This window comes from Plantibacter sp. Leaf1, assembly GCF_001421315.1.
Classification (GTDB): domain Bacteria; phylum Actinomycetota; class Actinomycetes; order Actinomycetales; family Microbacteriaceae; genus Plantibacter.
Genome location: NZ_LMJX01000003.1, coordinates 245,854 through 266,874 on the forward strand (window position 1 = coordinate 245,854; position 21,021 = coordinate 266,874).

Here is a 21,021-nt window from a genome sequence, read left to right on the forward strand (position 1 = left end):
CGGGCGGACCGACTCGCTCCACAGCCGTCCCGCCCGACGGGTCCGGCACTCGCTACGATGGTGCCGTGGTGACCGTCGCAATCATTGATGATCACGAGTCCGTCCGGCTCGGGATCGAAGCGGTGTGTGCGCACGCCGGGTATCAGGTCGTGGCGAGTGCCCCGACCGCCGTCGAGTGCATCGCCGCGCTGAACGGAGTGGTCCCCGACGTCGTCGTGCTCGACCTCTCCCTCTCCGACGGCAGCACCCCGACGACGAACATCCAGGCGGTGCAGGCGGTGGGCGCACACGTGCTCATCCACTCCATCGCCGACCGGGTGGCGCTCGTCCGCGAGGCGCTGGCCGCCGGGGCGTCCGGGGTGATCCCGAAGTCGTCACCGACGGACACCGTCATCGCCGCCATCGCCACCGTCGCCCGCGGCGAGGCGCTCAACAACATCGAGTGGGCCAGTGCGATCGACGCCGACAGCGACTTCGCCCGCGCACAACTCGGTCGGCGCGAGCGCGACGTGCTGCACCTCTACGCCTCCGGCCTGCCGCTGAAGACCGTCGCCATGCAGCTCGGGATCGCCTACTCGACGGCCCGTGAGCACATCGACCGCATCCGCGTGAAGTACGTCGAGGTGGGCCGTCCGGCACCGACGAAGGTCGACCTGCTCCGCCGCGCGGTCGAGGACGGGATCCTCCCCGGCCTCGATCAAGGCGGGACGGATGTCTCCTAGCTTCCGGGCACCGACCAGGCATCCCGCGATCCCCGCGGACACCAAGGATGCCCAGGCTCAGCGCCGGATGCTGAACACCGCCAACTTCGAGCGCCTCCTCGGCCGATCGGTCGCGATCATCGGGCTCGTCTTCGGCCTGCAGACCGCGTTCACCACCCTCGGCCAGGGTGTCCAGATCGACGGCTGGATCGGCGTCCTCTACGTCGTGGCCGTCTTCGGGTCCATGGGGGTGGCCATCGGCTGCTGCTTCTTCCTGTGGCACCATCGGCTCGCATCCGGCGTCTTCGCGGCGGTGTTCTTCGTCGCGCTGCTCATCTGGCCCGCGGTGAACGCACCGGCGCCGGCCGACATCAACCAGGAACCGTGGATCTGGTACCTCTGCACGATCGCGGTGGCCTTCGCCTGCGTCCCGCTCAAACTGCGCGGAGCGATCGTGTACCTCCTGGTCACCTCGTTCATGTACGGCGTGAACCGCATCATCGATGCCGACTTCGCGCCGGCGTCCTGGGAGATCGGGACGCTCGACGCCTCGTACGCCACGATCATCGGCGGGCTCATCGTCGTCCTGGTGGGCCTCTTCCGGGTGTTGGCGGGCCGGGTCGACGTGGCCAGGGCCGCCGCGCTGTCGACGTACGACGCCGCCGTCAAACAGCACGCCACGGAGGTGGAGCGGGTCGAGGTCGATTCGATCGTGCACGACAGCGTCCTCGCGTCGCTGCTCGCGGCCGACCGCGCGATGACCCCCAAGTCCGAGGCGCTCGCGGTGATGATGGCCAGGGTCGCCATCGAGCAACTCGAGGGGGTCGGCGCGCCGATGACCAACGAGGACGAGGTCACGGGCCTCGCGGAACTCGTCGAGCGCCTGCGCGGTGCGGCGTCGATGCTCGGCGAACCGTTCACGGTCACGACCGAGGGGGCGTCCGGCCGGGTGCTCCCCGTGACGGTCGCGAACGCCGTGTACTGGGCGACGGTGCAGGCGATGGTCAACAGCGTCGAGCATGCCGGCCAGGGCGTCGCGCGGAGCCTGGCGATCGAGGGGACGGTGTCGGGCGGGGTCTGCGTGACCGTCAGCGACGACGGGGTCGGATTCTGCCCCGACGCGGTCGCCGAGGAACGGCTCGGCCTCAAGGTGTCGATCGTCGAGCGCATGGCCGGTGTCGGAGGCCGCTCGACCGTGCTCTCCCGGCCCGGTGAGGGAGCCGTCATCCGGATCGAATGGTCTCCGGAGGACGCCTCATGACCCCGGCCCCGCGGTACGCGCTCGTCATCCTCGCCGCCCTGTTCTCGGCCTACCACCTGCTCCGTGCCGCCTTGACCCTCGAGACGCCGCGTGAAGCCGTGCCGGTGCTCATCGCGATGCTCGTCTACGCCGTCGCGAGCGTCCTGAGCCTCTGGCCGATGGGATCGACCCGGATGCCCTCGTGGCTCGCCAGCCTCAACCTCGCGACCGCCATCATCGTCCCCCTCCTCGTGACGAGCCAGCTGGACCCCACCCGGAACAACGGCTACGCCACCTGGCATGTGGCCTCGATCGGGACCCTGATGACGATCACGGTGGTCCGGCAACGCGAGTTGATCGCCTACCTCGGGATCATCTTCCTCACCGTGCAGTCCCTGGTCTGGGCCGGCCCCGGCCTGGCGCTCGGCATGGGCGTGACGGGGAGCCTCATCTGGGTCGTCCTCGCGAGCGTGCTCACCCGGTCGATCGCCGGCGCCCAGCACGACGCCGAGCGACTCACCCAGGCGGAGCACGCGACTTCGGACTGGCAGGCCGCGCAGTACGCCCACGTCCACGAGCGACGGCGACGCCTCAGCCAGACGGGTCGGCTCGCCACACCGATGCTGCGCACGATCATCGCGAACGGTGGCAGACTCTCGGTCGCAGACCGGACCGAGTGCCGGACGCTGGAGGCGAGCCTCCGCGACGAGATCCGGGGCCGCCACCTCCTGAGCGACGCGGTGCGCGCCGAGGTCCTCGCCGCTCGTCGTCGGGGCGCGGTCGTGAACATGCTCGACGAGGGCGGTCTCGAGGAGCTGGACGCCGAGGTCCTCGACGCGATCCATGCGCAGATCGCCGAGACGCTCGCGGCTTCGGCCGCGACGCGCCTCATCGTGCGGAGCGTGCCGGACGACGATCGCGTCGCGGTGACGGTCGTCGGGCTGCGTGCCGTGCCCCCGGTTCCCGGCGTCGCGCCGGGCCCCGACGACGATGACGAGGACCTCGACGTCTGGCTCGAGATCCCGCGGGACGGATCGCGCGCCGACCTCGGACGCCAGGCGGCCGCCGAAGCGGAGTGATCCTCGAGCGCGAAGCTCGGACCATCGCGAGCTGCAGTCGATCGGTATGGGCGTCCGTTCAGCACACGCACGTGAACGAGAAGGAGGGCCAGCACCCGATGCTGGCCCTCCTTGGAGTTCGTGGGTCAGAGCGGTAACCCGAATACCGCTCTGACCCGCCCCCGAACTTCTGCCCGCTTACCCTAGATGGAGCAGAAGCTGGTGAAGTGGTCTCGATGAGACTCAACTCTCGAGAATGATCTTCCCCCATCAGGGGTACCCCCGACAGTCGGCACTATGGAGGACATACCCGTCCTCCACGGTGGACCGGGAGGACGAGCGCTCCGTGGAGGTCGTCGCGGGCGCTCAGCCCGTGAACGCGCGCCAGTGACCGGGACCCGGGGTGATCCCGGTGCGCAGCTGGCGCCGCGTCCGTTCCCAGGTCGACGGGATGCGCGGCGGCGGCGCGGTGTCGGCGTCGCGCATCGCCTGCTCGGCGATCGCGACGCTCAAGACGGCGGTCAGGGCCGCGATCTCCTCGTCGTTCGGGGCGCCCCGCACGATCCGGAGGTCGATCGCCGAGGGTTCCGTCGTGTCCGGCCGAGCGGTGTCGCTCACAGCGGGATGTTCCCGTGCTTCTTGGCGGGCAGGCTCGCGCGCTTCGTCCGGAGCGCTCGCAACGCCTTGATGACCGAGACGCGGGTGGCCGCGGGCTCGATCACGCCGTCCAGCTCGCCGCGCTCGGCGGCGAGGAACGGGCTCGCGACGTTGTAGGTGTACTCGTTCGCCAGGCGGGTGCGCACCGCGGCGACGTCTTCGCCGGCCTCTTCTGCCCGCTTGATCTCGCCGCGGTAGAGGATGTTGACGGCGCCCTGACCACCCATGACAGCGATCTCGGCGGTGGGCCAGGCGAGGTTGATGTCGGCACCGAGCTGCTTGGAGCCCATGACGATGTAGGCGCCGCCGTAGGCCTTCCGCAGGATGACGGTCACGAGCGGCACGGTGGCCTCGGCGTAGGCGTACAGCAGCTTCGCGCCGCGCCGGATGACACCCGTCCACTCCTGATCGGTGCCGGGCAGGTAGCCGGGGACGTCGACGAGGGTCAGGATCGGGATGCTGAACGCGTCGCAGAAGCGGACGAAGCGGCTGGCCTTCTCGCCGGCCTCGATGTTCAGGGTGCCGGCCATCTGGGACGGCTGGTTCGCGATGACGCCGACGGAGCGGCCCTCGACGCGGGCGAAGCCGATCACGATGTTCGGGGCGAAGAGCGGCTGGACCTCCAGGAAGTCGCCGTCGTCGACCACGTGCTCGATGACCGTCTTGACGTCGTACGGCTGGTTCGGGGAGTCGGGGATGAGGGTGTTGAGTCGGCGGTCCTCGTCGGTGGTCTCGAGCTCCACCTCGACGTCGAAGACGGTGGCTTCGGCGAGGTTGTTGTCGGGCAGGAACCCGACGAGGGTCCTGGCGTAGTCCAGGGCGTCCGGCTCGTCGCTCGCGAGATAGTGCGCGACACCGGAGCGGGTGTTGTGGGTGTACCCGCCGCCCAGCTCCTCCATGCCGACGTCCTCGCCCGTGACCGTCTTGATGACGTCGGGGCCGGTCACGAACATCTGGCTGGTCTTGTCGACCATGATGACGAAGTCGGTGAGGGCGGGGGAGTAGACGGCGCCACCGGCGGCCGGACCCATGATGATGGAGATCTGCGGGATGACCCCGGACGCCTGCGTGTTGCGGCGGAAGATCTCGCCGTACTTGCCGAGGGCGACGACACCCTCCTGGATGCGGGCGCCGCCCGAGTCGAGCATGCCGATGATCGGGACGCCGGTCTTCAGGGCGAGGTCCATGATCTTGATGATCTTGTCGCCGGCGACCTCGCCGAGCGAACCGCCGAAGATGGTGAAGTCCTGCGAGTACACGGCGACCTGTCGACCGTGGATGGTGCCGGTGCCCGTGACGACGGCGTCGCCGTACGGCCGCGAGCGGTCCATGCCGAAGGCCGTGGTGCGGTGCCGCACGAACTCGTCGAGTTCGACGAAGCTGCCGTGGTCGAGGAGCTGCTCGATGCGCTCCCGCGCGGTGAGCTTGCCCTTCTTGTGCTGCTTCTCGATGGCGGCTTCGCCGCTCGCCGTCACGGCTTCGTGATAGCGGTTCTTGAGGTCGGCGAGCTTCCCGGCCGTCGTGTACAGGTCAGGGCCGGAGGCGGTTTCGTCGGTCACGCTTTCACCTTACCCGGTGGCCCCCCGGCGAACCCGTTGACGATCGCGTACAAGCACCATCGAGATCCGTTGTCGACATCGGCCAAGCGAAGGTGCGTGCGTCGGGGGCTCGGACGGCGCTCCTCAGTAGGGTGGTCGGCATGGAACTGCCCAGCACCGCCGCCCTCGTCCCGCGCCTCGAGATCCTCGAGCACGCGGGCTCGACCAACGACGAACTCGCGATCAGGGCCCGCGAGGACGGCGGCGGCTGGCCGGACCGTTCGGTCGTCGTCACCGACGACCAGCGCAACGGGCGGGGCCGCCTCGGTCGGGTGTGGACGACGCCTCCTGGAGCCTCGCTCGCCGTGTCCATCCTGCTCCGGCCGGTCACGCCGTCCGGCCGACCCCTCGGGCTCGAGGCCTACGGATGGCTGCCGCTGCTCGCCGGAGCCGCCCTGGCGTCGTCGCTCCAGGATCTCGGGGTGCCCGCCGGGGTGAAATGGCCGAACGACGTCCTCGTCGGTGGTCGGAAGGTGTCCGGTATCCTCTCCGAACTGCTGCCGACCGGCGACGGTGCCATCGTCGGCACCGGGATCAACCTGCGGCAGCGAGCGGGCGAACTGCCGACGGACCGGTCCACCTCGCTCCTGCTCGAGGGGCTCGCCGACCCGGATCCCGACACGGTCCTCGCCGGGTACCTCCGCGCGTTCGGGCGGCTGTACGACGCGTACCTCGAGGCGTCAGGCGACGCCGAGGCCAGCGGTCTCCGCACGACGGTCACGGAACACTGCGTGACACTCGACAGTTCGGTCCGCGTCGAGTTGCCGGGCGGCGGGACGTTGACCGGTACCGCCGAGCGCATCGACCCCGATGGGCGGCTCGTCGTCCGCCCGAGCGACGGTGGCGCCCCGGTGGCCGTGGCCGCCGGCGACGTCACGCACGTGCGCTGAGCGGGCCGTCCGCCTCGGCGAGCGCTCGACGGGCGAGCACCGTTGCACCCGACACGGCCGCCGGCATCACCAGGACGGACAGGACGGGGACGAGGAAGAGCACTGCGACGGCGGTCCCGAACCCCAGGGTGCGGGACCGTCGCTTGGCGAGCGCGCGCCGCCGCTCGCGCACCGACAACCCTCTCGCGTCGAAGGCGTAGCCGGTCAGCTCGAGGGTGAGGAACCAGCCGCTCACGACGACACCCGCCACCGGGACCACCGTCTGACCGATGATCGGGATGAACCCCAGCAGGAAGAGGACGGCCGCCGTCGGGATGGTGAGCAGCAACAGGCCGAGGGAGCGCCCGATGCCGGTCAGGAGCCCGCGCCAGGCCGACTCGCCGGACTCCGCTGGAGCGTCGCCGAGTGAGCGTTCGACGTCGGCCCAGATCCGCTCGTAGAACGGGTCGCCGACGAGCAGGGTCACGGCGGCGTAGGCGTACAGCATGACCACGACGGCGACGGCGATCAACGCGACCGCGGCGGCGACCCGGACGGACGAGCGGTACGGCTCGTCCCACGTGTCCGCGAACGGTGTCGCCCAGTCGACGATCGCCGCCGCGTTGAGGCCGAGGACGACGAGTAGCGCGACGAAGACGACGCCCACGATCGCCGCTGGGACCATGCCGAGCAGCATCCGTTTCGGCGAGGTGCCCCACAGTCGGAAGCCGCCGAGGAGGACGCCGACCCCCTCGAAGAACGATGCGAAGACGCCGGGAGGCCGGCCCGTGGGTGCGGTGCTGTCGGCCGGTTTCACGCCTTCATGCTAGTCGGAGGCCGACACCCGCCGATCGGGATTGCCGACGGGCGGGGTGGGAGCAGGCGGCGGGTTCCGACGACTGCTAAGAATGGGAGCATGGCTGATCCCGGTATGACGGGGCCGGGCCGGCCGGCCCCTCCCGCGGCGGCGACCGAACGTGTGGTCGCACGACTGCGTCCGCATGCCCGGCGGCTCCTGCTCCCCGCCCTCCTCCTCATCGCGGTGAGCGGTGTCGGAGCGTACGTCTTCGGCTCGTTCGACCTCGAGTGGCAGAACTGGGCTGTGCTCATCGGCGGCGGGGTGATCGTGCTGTTCGCCTGCGTGCTGCCGTTCGTCGCCTGGCTGTCCGTCCGCTACGTCATCACCACCCGGCGGCTCATCGTCCGCCGGGGGTTCTTCGTCCGGTCCCGCCAGGAGCTCTACCACGCACGTGGGTACGGGATCACGGTGCACAAGAGCTGGGTGCAGAGTGCGTTCGGCAGCGGCAACGTGCGCGTCACCTCCGGTGGCGAGCTGCCGGTCGTCCTGCGGGACGTTCCGGGTGCCGTCCTCGTCCAGAACGCCCTCCACGAGCTCGTCGCGGAGAACCAGAGCATCGCCGCCCCCTATCCGGCCGCCCAATCGTCCGGACAATCGCCGACCCAGCCGCCCGTCCGCCGCTGACCTGCCCGGGTCCGACCCGGCCGGTACGATGTTGGAGTCGGGGCTCAGCCGATCCGCCTCCGGATCCGCCCGTCCCGCCTGCCGTTACGAGACCCGCCGGCCGGTCGCCGGAGAGCTGGAGTGAACCCATGAGCATTCGCGTCGGAGTGATCGGTGGCGGTCAGCTGGCCAGGATGATGGTGCCGGCGGCGATCAACCTCGGACTCGACATCCGCGTGCTCGCCGAGCAGGAGGGCATGTCCGCCCGGTTGGCGACGGTGCAGGTGGGCGACTACCGCGACGCCGACACCGTCCTCGCCTTCGCCGAGACGGTCGACGTGATCACCTTCGACCACGAGCACGTCCCGCAGCACGTCCTCCGCGCCCTCGTCGATGCCGGGGTCCAGGTGCACCCCGGGCCGGACGCGCTCGCCGTCGCCCAGGACAAGCTGCTCATGCGCGAGCGGCTCACCGAGCTCGGGCTCCCGGTCCCGGACTGGGCGCGGGTCCACGACCAGGAGGAGCTCGCCGCCTTCCTCGCCGAGCACGGCGGCAAGGGCGTCGTGAAGACCCCGCGCGGCGGCTACGACGGCAAGGGTGTCCGGGTCGTCCACGGCCCGAACGAGGTCGACGACTGGTTCACGGCGCTGTCGGAGGACGCCAACGGCGGCGCACTCCTCGTCGAGGAGCTGGTGTCCTTCCGACGCGAACTCGCCCAGCTCGTCGCCCGCCGGCCCTCGGGCGAGGTGGTGCCCTGGCGCGTGGTCGAGACGGTGCAGCTCGGCGGCGTGTGCAGCGAGGTCATCGCTCCGGCGCCGGGATCCGCCGGACGCCTCGCGGACACCGCCGAGGAGATCGCCGTCACCGTGGCGACCGCGCTCGGGGTCACTGGCGTCCTCGCCGTCGAGTTGTTCGAGACCGACGACGACCGCCTGCTCATCAACGAGCTCGCCATGCGTCCGCACAACAGCGGGCACTGGACGCAGGACGGCAGCGTCACGAGCCAGTTCGAGCAGCACCTCCGCGCCGTCCTCGACCTGCCGCTCGGATCGACGGGGTGCCACCGCGACTGGACCGTCATGGTGAACGTGCTCGGTGGACCGACCGAGGGCACCCTCGACGACCGGTACCCGCAGGTCCTCGGCGCGCACCCGGTCGCGAAGGTCCACACCTACGGCAAGGATCCGCGGCCCGGCCGGAAGGTCGGCCACGTGAACGTCGCAGGCGACGAACTCGACGACGTCGTGTACGAGGCACGCGCCGCGGCCGCCCTGCTCGGCGCCGAGAACGCCTGATCGGCGTCCTCCGACGAGCTCAGGGACCGGAGCGCGGCTCCTAGTAGACGTCGCGGATGTACCGCTTCTCGCGCTTCAGCGTGTGCACGTACTCCGCGGCGGCCTCCGTGGACCGGCCGCCGTGCTCGGCGATGAGGTCGTGCAGCGCCTGGTCGACGTCCTTCGCCATCCGTGAGGCGTCACCGCAGACCGCGAAGTGGCCGCCCTCCTCGAGCCAGGCGTACAGCTCCTTGCCGTTCTCACGCATCCGCGTCTGGACGTACACCTTCTCGCGCTGATCGCGGGAGAAGGCGAGGTCGAGGCGGTCGAGGACCCCTCCGGTCAGCAGCTCACCGAGCTCGTCCTCGTAGATGAAGTCGTGCGCCCGGTGCTGGTCGCCGAAGAACAACCAGTTCCGACCGGTCGCGCCGCGTTCACGGCGCTCCTGCAGGAACGAGCGGAACGGGGCGATGCCCGTGCCGGGACCGACCATGATGAGCGGGGCGTCGTCGTCGGACGGGACGCGGAAGGCCGCGTTCGCCGAGACGAAGATGCCACTCGTCCCGCCCTCGGCGACACGGTCGGCGAGGTGCGTCGAGGCCACACCGCCGTGCACGCGGTCGCCCACCGCGTAGCGGACGCTCGCGACCGTGAGGTGCACGCGTCCGTCGGCCGCGAGCGGGCTGGACGAGATCGAGTACGCACGGTGCTGCAGCGGGCGCAGGACGTCGACGAGGGTGGCGGCGTCGAACCGGACGGAGGTCGACCGCAGGAGGTCGAGGATGTCGCGGTCGCGCAACCACGAATCGAGCGTCTCGGCCTGGGCGAGCGCCAGGATCCCGGCGAGCTCGGAGTCCGGCGAGCGCTCGGCGAGCTCCGCGACGAGGTCCTTCGACGGGGTGCGGATCTCGAAGCCGTTGGTGAGTCGTTCCGCGAGCGTCGAGCCGTCCACGGCGTCGTCGGGATCCGCATCGAGTTCGGCGATGATCGCGTCGACGAGGGCCGGGTCGTTGCTCGGCATGACGCCGAGGGCGTCACCGGCGGCGTATTCGATACCGCTGTCGGCGAGGTCGAACTCGTAGTGCCGGATCTCCTTGGAGGAGGCCGCGCCGGAGAGCACACGGTTGACCGCGAGCGTCGCGCCGAAGGGCGTCTTCCGGGTCCAGGGCGACCGCGTGCGACCGGGCTTCTTCGCGGGGACGGCGGCTGGCACGGCCGGAGCCGGGGTACCGTCGGCGGTCGTCGGCGCGAGGGCGCCGAAGAGCGACAGGGCCTGGGTCGTCCACGCCGCGGCGGGCTCCTCGTAGTCGACGTCGCAGTCCACGCGGGCGAGGACACGCTCCGCACCGAGCTGCTCGAGGCGCGTGTCGATGAGCTTCCCGGCCTGGCAGAAGCCGTCGTACCCGGAGTCGCCGAGGGCGAGGACCGAGAACTTCAGGCCGTCGAGTCGGGGAGCGGTGCTCGCCTGGAGCGCCTCCCAGAACAGTTCGGCGTTGTCCGGCATCTCGCCCTCGCCGTACGTCGAGGTGATGACGACGAGGTGACCCATCGACGGGAGCCGGTCGACCTCGACGTCGTCGAGACCGGTGGTCGTCGTCGCCACCCCGTAGCCGGACGCCGCACGACCGAGGTCCTCCGCGATCGCCTCCGCGGTGCCCGTCTGGGTACCGACGAGGACGTGCAGGGCCAGCTGCGGTGTGCGTGCGGCGGCTTCGGAACCGTCGACGGTGCTCGCTCGGACACCGGCCAGGAACCCGGCGAGCCACACCCGCTGCTCCGGGCTGAACGGTGCGTCCTCGGGGATGAAGGGATCGTCGGTGCTGCTGCCGAGCGCCGCGAGCGCCTCGAAGAGCACCGGGCGGGGCCCGACGGCGGACGGGGTCTGCGTCTCGCTCATGGTCCCTTCCAGACCGGGCGCGCTCATCGGCGGCCCGCCAGTGTCAGCTCGGCCAGAGCGGCCGATGCAAGGAGTGCTTCGGTGCCACCGGTCGCACCGGATCGGGCCCGGTTCTTCGCGTGCTGGTGCATGATCCACCCGGTGGTCCCCGGGTGGTCGATCGACCGGACGTTCCGCAGGCGCAGCGCCTCCGTGTAGTCGTGCAGGCGTTTCGCGGCGATCATCGCGGCGAGGGCTGCGTCGTCGTAGCGTTCGAGCAGCTCGCGGGCCGCCCGCTGCACGCGCTGCATGACGAAGAAGTCCTCGGTCAGGATGAGCGTGCGGACGGCCGCCTGCACGGTCGGGTGGGCGGGGTCGTCGACGCCGGGGGTCCGGGTGAGGGCGACCTCCTGCGCGAGCTTGAGCACGGTGTAGCTGGTGAGGAGCGCGTACACGTCCTGCGGGTCCGCCGCGGGCTCGCCCAGACCCGGTGCGCGACCGCCGCGGACCGGTCGGCGGTCGCGGTAGTCGAGCTTGAAGGTGCGGAGCTGTTGCGCCGCGAGCGCGGCACCGAGCTCGTCGAGGAGCTCCTTCCGGCTCTTCGCCGCGAGGATGGCGTCGCTGTCCTGGTACAGGAGCAGCGCGCGGGGCATGCCGAACACGAAGTGGTGCCTGGCCGTCGCCCAGTCGGCGAGCAGCCGGGACGCCAGCGGTGAGCCGGTCGCCTCGACGTGCCAGTCGAGCAGGAGGAGCACGGCCGCCTCGTGGAAGGCCGCCTGCTCGCCCTCGGTGATCGATCCGAGGAGGAGCGAGTCGGCGCTGACCTTGCTGGGCAGTTCGCCGCGCGGGTCGTACTGGTAGACGAAACCGCCACTCATGCCGTTGCCGAAGCCGATGCCGAAACCGCCGAGGTTCAGCACGGCGCCGTTGGTCATGTACTCGCAGGCGTAGTCACCGACGCCCTCGACGACCGCGGTCGCCCCGGAGTTGCGGACGGCGAACCGGTCGCCTGCCTCGCCCTGGACGAAGGTGCGCCCACCGGTGGCCCCGAAGAGCGCGAAGTTGCCGATGAGGACGTTGCCGCCGGGCTCCGTGCTGCCGCCGCCGGGGGAGAGGATCGCGATGGTGCCGCCCGAGGCGCTCTTGCCGACGCCGTCGTTGCAGGTGCCGGTGTGCCGCCAGTGCAGGCCGTCGACGCAGAACGCCGCGTAGGACTGCCCGGCCGAGTGCTCGGTCCGGATCGTGACGGTGTCGGCGCCCAGCGACCGGTGGCCGCGATCGTCGGTGACGACCGAGGGGGTCGCCGCCGCCTGCGCGTCGTCGAGCTCGTGGTTCAGCAGACGTTCGAGGTCGATCGCGAGCTGCCCGCCGACGGAGCGCCAGCGGTTGCCGAGCCGGATCCCGCCGTCGCCGTCGGTCGCGCCGAGGTCGATCGTGGTCCGACGTTCGTCGAAGAGCCCGGCCCGCACCCGCTCGATGAGCGCGTCGTCGAGGGTGAAGTCCTTCTCGAGGTACACCGGGTCGGTGACGACGACCTCGGGGACGACCGCGAGCATGGCGCGCAGGTCGAGGTCGGCGACGGCGGCCGGGTGGTCGACGAGGTGGAGGAGGTCGGTGCGGCCGCGCGCCTCGCGCAGCGAGCGGAGCCCGAGGATCGCGAGCCGCTCACGGACGTCGTGCGCGATGTTCAGGAGGTACTGCGCGAGCGCGCGGGGGTCGCCGTCGAAGGTCTCCGGGTTCGTCGTGAGACCGGCCGGGCACTTCACGTTGCAGTTCTTCGCCATGACGCACTTCAGCATCATGAGCGCGGTGGTCCCGAACTCGAAGCTGTCGCCGCCGAGGAGCGCCGAGATGACGACGTCGCGACCGGTCTGGTGCGCCCCGGAGCAGCGCAGGGTGACCTTCGAGCGCAGGCCGTTCGCGCTGAGGGCCTGGTGCACCTCGGCGATGCCGATCTCGGCGCTGCGGCCGGCGTACTTCAGGCTCGTGACCGCTGCCGCACCCGTGCCGCCGGTGTTGCCGGCGACGTTGATGACGTCCGCACCGGCCTTGGCGACGCCGACGGCGATCGTGCCGATCCCTTCGGAGGAGACGAGCTTGACGACGACGCGGACCCTGGCCGCCTTGCAGTCGTGGATGAGCTGGGCGAGGTCCTCGATCGAGTAGGTGTCGTGGTGCGGCGGCGGGGAGACGAGCTCGATGCCCGGGGTGCCACCGCGGGCGGCGGCGATGTCGACCGTCACCTTCGGGGCCGGGAGCTGGCCGCCCTCGCCGGGCTTCGCGCCCTGTCCGATCTTGATCTCCAACTCCTGCAGCATCGGGTCGGCGAGGTAGCCGGCCCAGACCCCGAACCGGCCGGAGGCGAACTGCTTGATGCGCGAGCCGCGGATCGTGCCGTAGCGCGAGAGGTGCTCGCCGCCCTCGCCGCTGTTCGACATCCCGCCGACCATGTTGGTGCCGTGCGCGACGGCTTCGTGGGCGGTCGCCACGAGGGCACCGTGACTCATCGCCCCGGAGGCGAGCGCGCGGGTGATCTCGCTGGCGGGCTGCACGAGGTCCGTGGAGATGCTCTCCTCGCCCTCGACGAGCATGGAGAAGTAGTCGTCGGCCGAGCCGACCGCTTCGACGATGAGGTCGCCGCCCGAGATCCAGTGGCCCGTGACTTCGGAGCCGAACCGGCGGACGTAGTACTCGCCGAGCGCCGAGACGCGGGCGAGGTCGCCCGCCAGCGGGCCGGTGAGCTGCAGGCGGTGCCGTCCCTGGTCGGTCCGCGTCGCCCGCAGACCGCGCACGACGATCGAGGAGTTGCCCACCGGGCCGAGCCGGTCGAGCTCGCGAGCGAACTCCTCCGGGGTGGTGAGGCGGGTGATGTCCTCCGGGAGGACGAGCACGTCGCGGAGCGCCGCCGGGCGACGCCGCCGCTCGGTCGTCATCGACTGGACGAAGGCGCGGTACCCGGGGGTGATGGTGAACGCGTCGATCTCGTCGTCGTCCAGCGCGTCGAAGGAGGTGTGCTGGTAGGCGTCGTCGTCGATCCCGAAGGCGTCCTCGAGGTCGCCGATGGTGTGGAGGCGCAGCGGGTCGTCCCCGAGCGTGCCGCCCTCCCGGTCGACGGCCGCGGTGTCGACGCGGGGGAGCTGCACCGCCTCCTCGGTGAGGTCGACGAAGCCGCGGACGGCCGTCGTCCCGTAGGAGTGACCGGCCCCTTCCGCGCGCTCCTTGAACAGACCGAGGAGCGGCACGTCGGCCTCGGCCGTGGTGGTCAGGGCGCGCCGGTGCCAGGCGCTCGCCGTCCGGGCGATGCCGGCGAAGCCGACGCCACCGACCGGGGCGCGCAGGTGCGGGAAGGCGCGGGCGAGCACCGGGTCACTCGTGTCGAGGTAGTTCGGCTCGAAGAACTCTCCGCCGATGTAGCTCTCGACGGTGCACAGGCCCACTCGGCCCATCGTCTTCAACAGCGACTTCTCGGCCGCGGCGGCGAAGCGGTGGAACGCGGCGTCGGCCTCGTCGGGGTGCTTCTGCTCGGCTCGCAGCCGGACCGCGAGCGGGTGCACCGCGGACGCGCCGAAGCCGAGTGCCGACGCGACGTGGTGCGATGACGGCAGCTGGCCGCTGTCCACGACGAGGGAGACCCGGAGCCGGAGCCCGTCGTCGATCAGGCGTTGGTTGACGGCCGCGACGACGAGGATCAGCGGAAGGGCGGCCGCCTCGGTGTCGACGCCGCGGTCGCTGAGGACGGCGATGCCGCCGTTGACCGCCGCGAAGGCGGCGACCTCGGTGGCCACCCGCTCGACGGCGTCCTCGAGCGCGTCGGCGTTCGCCTGCGCGTCGGCCTCGGGGCGGTAGAGGATGTCGAACCAGGCGACGGGGGACTCCTGCTGCGTCCCGAGCCGTCGGAGCTCGTCCTCGCTGATGATGGGCGAGCGGAGGATGAGCTGCTTCGTGCCGACGGTCCCGCTCCCGGGCTTCGCACCGAGCGCCACCCGGAGGGTCATGCCGTCGGCCTCACGGATGCTGTCGAGCGGCGGGTTGGTCACCTGGGCGAACCGCTGCGAGAAGTACTTCGCCAGACCGCCCTCCTGGTCGGACAGCGCGTTGATGGCGTTGCCGTACCCCATGGCGGAGATCCGCTCCTTGCCGGACGCCAGCATCGGGTCCGTCATGAACTTGAAGCTCTCCTGATTGAGCGAGTAGGCGACGTAGCGCTGCACCTGGCCGAATCCGCCGCGGTACGGGAACGCCTCGTCCACCGCTGCTGCGGCGCTGGTCTGGCCGTGGTCCTCGAGCGCGTCGAGCTCGACGGCGGCCGCGGCGAGCATCGCCGGGTAGTCCTTGCGTGCGGCGAGTAGCTCGAGCGCCTCGCCCGTGCGGAAGCGCGTGCCGGTGCGGTGGTCGTAGGCGAGCATCCCGCCGGCTTCGATGCGTCCGCGGTGGACGACCTCGTCGTCCGGGAACGGGAGCTGTCCGGCCTCCGAGGTGACGCAGAGGTACTCCTCCGTCTCGACGCTGCGCAGGGGGCGCAGTCCGAGGCGGTCGAGGCGGGCGCCGACGGTCGTCCCGTCGTTGAAGATGAGCGCCGCCGGGCCGTCGTTCTTCTCCTCCACGAGGGAGAAGTACTCGAGCATCGCCCGCACCTCGCGGCTCAGCGTGCGGTCGTTCTCCCACGCCGGCGGCATGACGGACACGACCGCCTCGAGGAGTTCCAGTCCGTCCTCGACGACCCGGCTGTGGAGCGTCTGGTCGAGCCGTGAGCTGTCCGACTGCCCCCTGGCCCGGATGATCCTCCGCCCGCGCGACGCCGCGAGCGCCGTCTCGGACAGTCGGTTCTTCCGATCGGTGTTGAGTTCGCCGTTGTGCGCCATGAGACGGAACGGCTGTGCCATGGACGGGTGCGGTGCGGTGTTGGTGGAGAAGCGCGTGTGGAAGGCCAGGGTGCGGACGCGGTGCAGCGGGTCGGCGAGGTCGGCGAAGTAGGGGATGACCTCGCCGGCGTTCAGTCGTCCCTTCAGCACCTGGGTGCGCGTGCTGAGCGACAGCGGGTACAGGCCGTCGAGGGTGAGGTCGGTGTACGCGACCGCCTCGATCGCGAGCAGGGCCGAATGGGCGCGTCGGTCGAGCTCCTCGACGGTCGCGTCGTCGGTGGACGCGAAGACCCACTGGCGGATCGGGAGCTGGTACGGCACGGCCTTCGGGCGGAGGACGGCGTCGACCGTCGGGACGGCGCGGGCCAGCAGCACGGTGAAGCCCGCCTCGCCGAGAGCCCGCTCGATGAGGGCCTCGGCGTCCGCGGTGCGGCCGTGGTCGACCGGCAGGAAGACGTTCGCCACGCCGAACCGGCCGGCGACGAGCTGCTCGCCGACGAGCGCGCTGAAGAAGTCGACCGAGAGGTCGACCTGGACCCCGGCGCCGTCACCGACGCCCTCGGAGGACATGCCGCCGCGGTGCGGGATGGCGCAGAGGGCCGTGTCGCCCAGGGCGATGACGTCGTGGCTCTGCACGCCGTCCTTCCGGGTGATGAACCCGACGCCGCAATCGCTCTTGTCGGTCTCGCGATCGACGAGGTCGGGACGGGGTGCTGCTGCGGACGCGCGCGGGCGCGGTGGGACGGAGGAAGAGATCACGACGGGGTACCCCTCGGAATGCGGGCGCTGGACGGCCCGGAGACGGTGAGATGACGGGACCGGGTCTACGTCGCTGGAGGGTGGGTCCGTGTCGACGCGGGCGCTGGGTGCGGCGGCCGTCGTCTGCATGAATGGAGGTGTACCGATAGTAACCGTGCCGTCACGCCCACTCAACCGTAATCGGCCGAACCCGGTCGATCGGCGTAGGCTGGGTGCTTCCAGTGCGGATGGGACGAGCCGTGAGGGCTCCGGTGGCTCCCGCCGCCCGAGGATCGTGGAGCGCCCGGATGCGCCGCCGGACGGCGACGGGCCGAGGCCCGTCTTGGCCCGGATCGCGACCGGACCACCGATGTGCAGCCAGCTGCATGTTTTTCGGACCAGAATGGTGAGATGACGACAGAGCACACGGCTGCGACCGGTCGCGGCTTCGCGCACGCCAAGGCGATCCTGCTGGGCGAGCACGCCGTCGTCTACGGATCGCCCGCCGTCGCCCTCCCGGTCCCGTCGCTCCGCGTCGAAGCGTCCGCCCGGCACGTCGCCGGCGCGTCGGTCCTCGACACGGAGATCTCGCTCGGCCCGCTGGACCCCGCGGATCCGCTCGGGACCACCGTCCTCGAGACCCTCCGCCACGTCGGTGCCGAGGCCGACGGCGTCGAGGTCGTCGTCCGGGGGACGTTGCCGATCGGACGAGGACTCGGCTCGAGCGCTGCGGCCGCGAACGCGATCGTCGACGCCGTCGCCGATCTGTACGGTGTGGCCCTCGACGACGCCGACCGGTTCGAGCTCGTGCAGCGCGGCGAGCGCGTCGCCCACGGCACCCCGAGCGGTCTCGATGCTCGGGCCACGAGCGCCTCCGCGCCCATCCTCTTCACGGCGGGTCGCGTCGACCACCCACCCATCCGCTTCGGTGGTGGGTTCGTCGTCGCCGACACCGGTGCACGCGGATCGACCCGCAAGGCGGTCGCCGACGTGCGGGCCTTCATCGAGCGGAACCCGGAGCGTGGACGGACGCTGCTCGCGGAGCTCGAGCACGGGACCCTGGCCGGCGTCGCGGACCTCGCGGCCGACCGCCGTGACGACCTCGGTACGCGCATGACCGCCGCGCAGCTCGTCCTCGACGAGCTCGGTGCGGGCCACCCCGCCATCACCGCCCTCATCGAGGTCGCCCGAGCGGCTGGTGCCCTGGGAGCCAAGCTCACGGGCGGTGGCCAGGGCGGCTGCATCATCGCCCTCGCCCGCGACGCCGCGTCGGCGGAGCACATCTCGCAAGCCCTCCTGGAGGCCGGAGCACTCGGCACCTGGACGATCGACGCGGAGGACTACGCGTGACCACGACCCCACAGCACCAGGCGACGGCGCTCGCCAACCCCAACATCGCGCTCGTCAAGTACTGGGGCAAGCGCGACGAAGCCCTCATCCTCCCGTGGACCGGCAGCCTGTCCCTCACGCTGGACGCAGCGCCCACCACGACGACGGTGCGGCTGAGCGACGGACCCGACGACGTCGTGTCCCTCGGTGGTCAGCCGCTCGACGGCACCGCTCGCGCGCGCGTCACCCGCTTCATCGACCTCGTCCGGACGATCGCCGGTCGCGACGACCGGGTCGTCGTGGACTCCCACAACGAGATCCCCACCGGTGCCGGGCTCGCCTCCTCCGCCTCCGGGTTCGCCGCCCTGGCGCTCGCCGCGTCGGCCGCGTTCGGACTCGAGCTCGACCGCCGCAGCCTCTCGCGCCTGGCCCGTCGCGGTTCGGGCTCCGCCTCCCGGTCGATCTTCGACGGGCTCGCCGTCTGGCACGCCGGGCACGACGACGAGAGTTCCTTCGCCGAGGCGGTCCCGGCTCCTCCTGGGCTCGAACTGGGCATGGTCCTCACCGTCCTCGACGCCCGGGCGAAGTCGGTGTCGAGCCGCGACGGCATGCGGCGCACGGTCGACACCTCGCCGTACTACCCGGCATGGGTCGAACGGACGCCGATCGAACTCGAGGAGATGCTGGCCGCGATCGCCCGCGCCGACTTCACCGCCGTCGGCACGATCGCCGAGCGGAACGCCATGCGGATGCACGCCACGATGCTCGGTGCCGAGCCGCCGGTGCGGTACTGGGGCCCGGCGAGCGTGGAACTGCTCGACCTCGTCGCAAACCTCAGAGGCGACGGCCTCGAATGCTATGCGACGATGGACGCCGGCCCGAACGTGAAGATCCTCTGCCGGGCCGACACGGTCGACGCGCTCGCGTCTCGGATCCTCGAGGCGCAGCCGGACATCGGCGTCATCCCCGCCAGAGCCGGACGGGGCGCGAGGCTCATCACCTCGGAGCCCGACGGATCGGCGGGCGAGCAGACCACGGAAGGAGCGCGATGATCGAGATCAAGGCGCCCGGCAAGTTGTTCGTCGCCGGTGAGTACGCCGTCGTGGAGCCGGGACACCCCTCCATCCTCGTCGCCGTCGACCGGTGTGTCACCGTGCGCCTCGAGGCGAGCGAGCACGAGGGACGCATCTTCTCCGACCAGTACGGTCGCGCACCGATCATCTGGCGACGGAACCGCAACGGTGTCGTCGTGGAGCACGAGGAGCGCCCGCTCGACCACGTCCTCTCCGCCGTCAGCACCATGGAGACCCTGGTCGCCGAACTCGGTGTCGCGCAGCGGTTCTCCGCACTGTCCATCACGAGCGAACTCGACGACGCGAGCGGCCGGAAGTTCGGTCTCGGCTCGAGCGCCGCCGTCACGACCGCGACGATCCGTGCGCTCGACGAGTTCTACCAGCTCGACCTCACCCGCACGCAGATGCTCAAGCTCGCGATCCTCGCGACGATCGACGTGGCTCCTGCGGCGTCCGGGGGCGACCTCGCGGCCAGCATGTTCGGTGGCTGGCTCCGGTACACCTCTCCCGACCGCGCGCGCCTGCGCGAACTGCGCCACCGGTCCGGGGTGCTCGCCGCGCTGCGCGACCCGTGGGCTGAGCTCGGGCTCGAACGCCTCTCACCGCCCACCTCCCTCCGTCTGCTCGTCGGCTGGACGGGCGAGCCCGCCTCCACCACGCGGCTCGTCGACGAACTGCAGTCGCGCAAGTGGGCGGAGAGCGCCCACTACACCGCGTTCCTCTCGGCCAGTCGAGCCGCCGTCGACGCGTTGACCATCGGCTTGAACGACGAGGACCCGGCGCTCGTGCTCGGCGCCGTCCGCTCGGCACGCGCGACGCTCGCCGGTCTCGGCCGCGACGCCGGGGTCGACATCGAGACGGCCGCGCTCGCCGAGCTCTGCGACGCCGCCGAACGACTCGGCGGGGCGGCGAAGTCGTCCGGCGCGGGCGGCGGCGACTGCGGCATCGCGTTCATCGGTCAGTCCGTGTGCACGACCGCCCTCGAGGACGACTGGTCGGCCCACGGCATCGAACGGCTCCCGCTCACCGTGCATCCGCCGACCGGCCTGATCGACGCCGCCCACAGTCCCTGGGGGCCGTCGGAGATCAGCCGCACCGACGACCGCGCGGTCGAATCCATCAGATCCACCTACGCTCGCGCCTTCGCCGAGCAGCACGACGTCCCGCGGGGCGGAACGGAACACCACGCATGAGCAACGAACCCGACGGCGTCGCACCCGTCCCCCTCAAGTGGGTCGGCCCGCTCCACCTCAGCGGCAACGTCATGGAGGGTGAGCAGGAGGTGCCGCTCGCCACGTACGAGAGCCCGCTCTGGCCCTCGGTCCGTCGCGGCGCGCGCATCTCCTCCATGGTCCCCGGCGGGATCCGGGCCACCCTCATCGACGAGCGCATGAGCCGTTCCGTCCTCTTCGAGGTCGACTCCGCCGGAGACGCTCTGCAGGCGTTGCGCGAGATCGAGCGCAGTCTGCCCGAGCTCCAGGCCGTGGTCGCGCAGTCGAGCCACTTCGCCGAGCTCATCGAGGTCAACTCGCAGATCGCCGGCAACCTCCTCTTCCTCCGCCTCGAGTTCCGCACGGGCGACGCATCCGGGCACAACATGGTGACCCTCGCGGCCGACAAGCTCATGCCGTACATCATGGAGCGGTGGCCGCAGCTGCGGTACGGGTCGATCTCCGGCAACTTCTGCTCGGACAAGAAGGCGACGGCGGTCAACGGCATCCTGGGCCGCGGCAAGAACGTGGTCACCGAGATGACCATCCCTCGCGCGATCGTCGAGCGGTTCCTGCACACCACGCCGGAACAGATCGTCCAGCTCAACGTGCGGAAGAACCTCGTCGGGACGATCCTGGCCGGCGGGCTCCGCAGCGCGAACGCCCACTACGCGAACATGCTGCTGGCGTTCTACCTGGCCACCGGTCAGGACGCGGCGAACATCGTCGAGGGCTCGCAGGGCGTCACGCACGCCGAGGTCCACGACGGTGACCTCTACTTCTCCTGCACGCTCCCGAACCTCATCGTCGGAACCGTCGGCAACGGCAAGGGCCTCGGGTTCGTCGAGGAGAACCTCGCCCGCCTCGGCTGCCGCGAGGACCGCGAGCCGGGCGCCAACGCACGGCGCCTCGCCGTCCTGTGCGCCGCCGCCGTGTGGTGCGGTGAGCTGTCCCTGCTCGCAGCGCAGACCAACCCGGGCGAGCTCATGGCCGCCCACCTCAAACTCGAACGCAGCGCGCAGACCGCCGCCGGAACGCCTGCCTGACCCTCCACCGCACCGGGGCACCGGTGC

General features: G+C 71.1%; 15 protein-coding genes. 10 read left to right on the top strand and 5 right to left on the bottom strand.

From position 1 onward, the window contains the following. The first annotated feature begins 65 nt into the window (after positions 1–65). From ASE44_RS15045 to ASE44_RS15055, 3 genes are read left to right on the top strand one after another with little or no spacing between them, the layout of a single operon-like run. Complete coding sequence (locus ASE44_RS15045) at positions 66–722, top strand: response regulator transcription factor (RefSeq protein ID WP_056012862.1); 657 nt, start codon at positions 66–68, stop codon at positions 720–722. Then, positions 712–1,962 carry a sensor histidine kinase gene (locus tag ASE44_RS15050; RefSeq protein ID WP_157580016.1) on the top strand — a complete coding sequence of 417 codons (1,251 nt, stop codon included), beginning with the start codon at positions 712–714 and terminating at the stop codon, positions 1,960–1,962. The genes ASE44_RS15045 and ASE44_RS15050 overlap by 11 nt, the downstream gene beginning before the upstream one ends. Then, positions 1,959–3,020 carry a hypothetical protein gene (locus ASE44_RS15055; RefSeq protein ID WP_056012859.1) on the top strand — a complete coding sequence of 354 codons (1,062 nt, stop codon included), beginning with the start codon at positions 1,959–1,961 and terminating at the stop codon, positions 3,018–3,020. The genes ASE44_RS15050 and ASE44_RS15055 overlap by 4 nt, the downstream gene beginning before the upstream one ends. Positions 3,021–3,365: 345 nt before the next feature. Here the strand turns inward: ASE44_RS15055 and ASE44_RS15060 are convergent, their stop codons facing one another. Together ASE44_RS15060 and ASE44_RS15065 are read right to left on the bottom strand one after the other, a co-directional pair. Beyond that, the gene (locus tag ASE44_RS15060) at positions 3,366–3,617 is read right to left on the bottom strand and encodes an acyl-CoA carboxylase subunit epsilon (RefSeq protein WP_056781627.1); all 252 of its coding nucleotides are present in this window, start codon (positions 3,615–3,617) and stop codon (positions 3,366–3,368) included. Continuing rightward, positions 3,614–5,215 (bottom strand): acyl-CoA carboxylase subunit beta, encoded by a 1,602-nt coding sequence (locus ASE44_RS15065; protein ID WP_056012855.1) that lies wholly within the window; start codon positions 5,213–5,215, stop codon positions 3,614–3,616. Before ASE44_RS15065 ends, ASE44_RS15060 begins: the two co-directional genes overlap by 4 nt. Positions 5,216–5,355: 140 nt before the next feature. On the opposite strand from ASE44_RS15065, the gene ASE44_RS15070 reads away from it, so the two are divergent. Continuing rightward, positions 5,356–6,144 carry a biotin--[acetyl-CoA-carboxylase] ligase gene (locus ASE44_RS15070; RefSeq protein ID WP_056781628.1) on the top strand — a complete coding sequence of 263 codons (789 nt, stop codon included), beginning with the start codon at positions 5,356–5,358 and terminating at the stop codon, positions 6,142–6,144. On the opposite strand, the gene ASE44_RS15075 is transcribed toward ASE44_RS15070, so the two are convergent. Continuing rightward, a complete protein-coding gene (locus tag ASE44_RS15075; RefSeq protein ID WP_056012853.1) occupies positions 6,128–6,940 on the bottom strand; it encodes an EI24 domain-containing protein in 813 nt (270 codons plus the stop codon). The genes ASE44_RS15070 and ASE44_RS15075 overlap by 17 nt on opposite strands. A gap of 99 nt (positions 6,941–7,039) precedes the next feature. Between ASE44_RS15075 and ASE44_RS15080 the strand changes: the two genes are divergently transcribed. Both ASE44_RS15080 and ASE44_RS15085 read left to right on the top strand, forming a co-directional pair. Further along, the gene (locus ASE44_RS15080; RefSeq protein ID WP_162235762.1) at positions 7,040–7,606 is read left to right on the top strand and encodes a PH domain-containing protein; all 567 of its coding nucleotides are present in this window, start codon (positions 7,040–7,042) and stop codon (positions 7,604–7,606) included. Positions 7,607–7,734: 128 nt separating this feature from the next. After that, the gene (locus ASE44_RS15085) at positions 7,735–8,880 is read left to right on the top strand and encodes a 5-(carboxyamino)imidazole ribonucleotide synthase (protein ID WP_056012849.1); all 1,146 of its coding nucleotides are present in this window, start codon (positions 7,735–7,737) and stop codon (positions 8,878–8,880) included. A gap of 40 nt (positions 8,881–8,920) precedes the next feature. On the opposite strand, the gene ASE44_RS15090 is transcribed toward ASE44_RS15085, so the two are convergent. Together ASE44_RS15090 and ASE44_RS15095 are read right to left on the bottom strand one after the other, a co-directional pair. Next, positions 8,921–10,756: a sulfite reductase subunit alpha gene (locus tag ASE44_RS15090; protein ID WP_082456125.1), complete on the bottom strand. Its 1,836-nt coding sequence runs from the start codon at positions 10,754–10,756 to the stop codon at positions 8,921–8,923. Positions 10,757–10,779: 23 nt separating this feature from the next. Next, complete coding sequence (locus ASE44_RS15095) at positions 10,780–16,356, bottom strand: glutamate synthase-related protein (RefSeq protein WP_235522661.1); 5,577 nt, start codon at positions 16,354–16,356, stop codon at positions 10,780–10,782. 390 nt (positions 16,357–16,746) lie between these two features. Here ASE44_RS15095 and mvk point away from each other — a divergent pair, with 390 nt between their 5' ends. From mvk to ASE44_RS15115, 4 genes are read left to right on the top strand one after another with little or no spacing between them, the layout of a single operon-like run. After that, positions 16,747–17,685, top strand: coding sequence for a mevalonate kinase (gene mvk / locus ASE44_RS15100; RefSeq protein WP_056781630.1), 939 nt, complete (start codon positions 16,747–16,749; stop codon positions 17,683–17,685). Continuing rightward, complete coding sequence (gene mvaD, locus ASE44_RS15105; protein ID WP_056012843.1) at positions 17,682–18,716, top strand: diphosphomevalonate decarboxylase; 1,035 nt, start codon at positions 17,682–17,684, stop codon at positions 18,714–18,716. The genes mvk and mvaD overlap by 4 nt, the downstream gene beginning before the upstream one ends. Then, on the top strand, positions 18,713–19,930 hold the full coding sequence (locus ASE44_RS15110) for a phosphomevalonate kinase (protein WP_082456127.1): 1,218 nt from the start codon (positions 18,713–18,715) through the stop codon (positions 19,928–19,930). The genes mvaD and ASE44_RS15110 overlap by 4 nt, the downstream gene beginning before the upstream one ends. After that, positions 19,927–20,994, top strand: coding sequence for a hydroxymethylglutaryl-CoA reductase (locus ASE44_RS15115; RefSeq protein ID WP_056781632.1), 1,068 nt, complete (start codon positions 19,927–19,929; stop codon positions 20,992–20,994). Before ASE44_RS15110 ends, ASE44_RS15115 begins: the two co-directional genes overlap by 4 nt. The last annotated feature ends 27 nt before the right edge of the window (positions 20,995–21,021 follow it).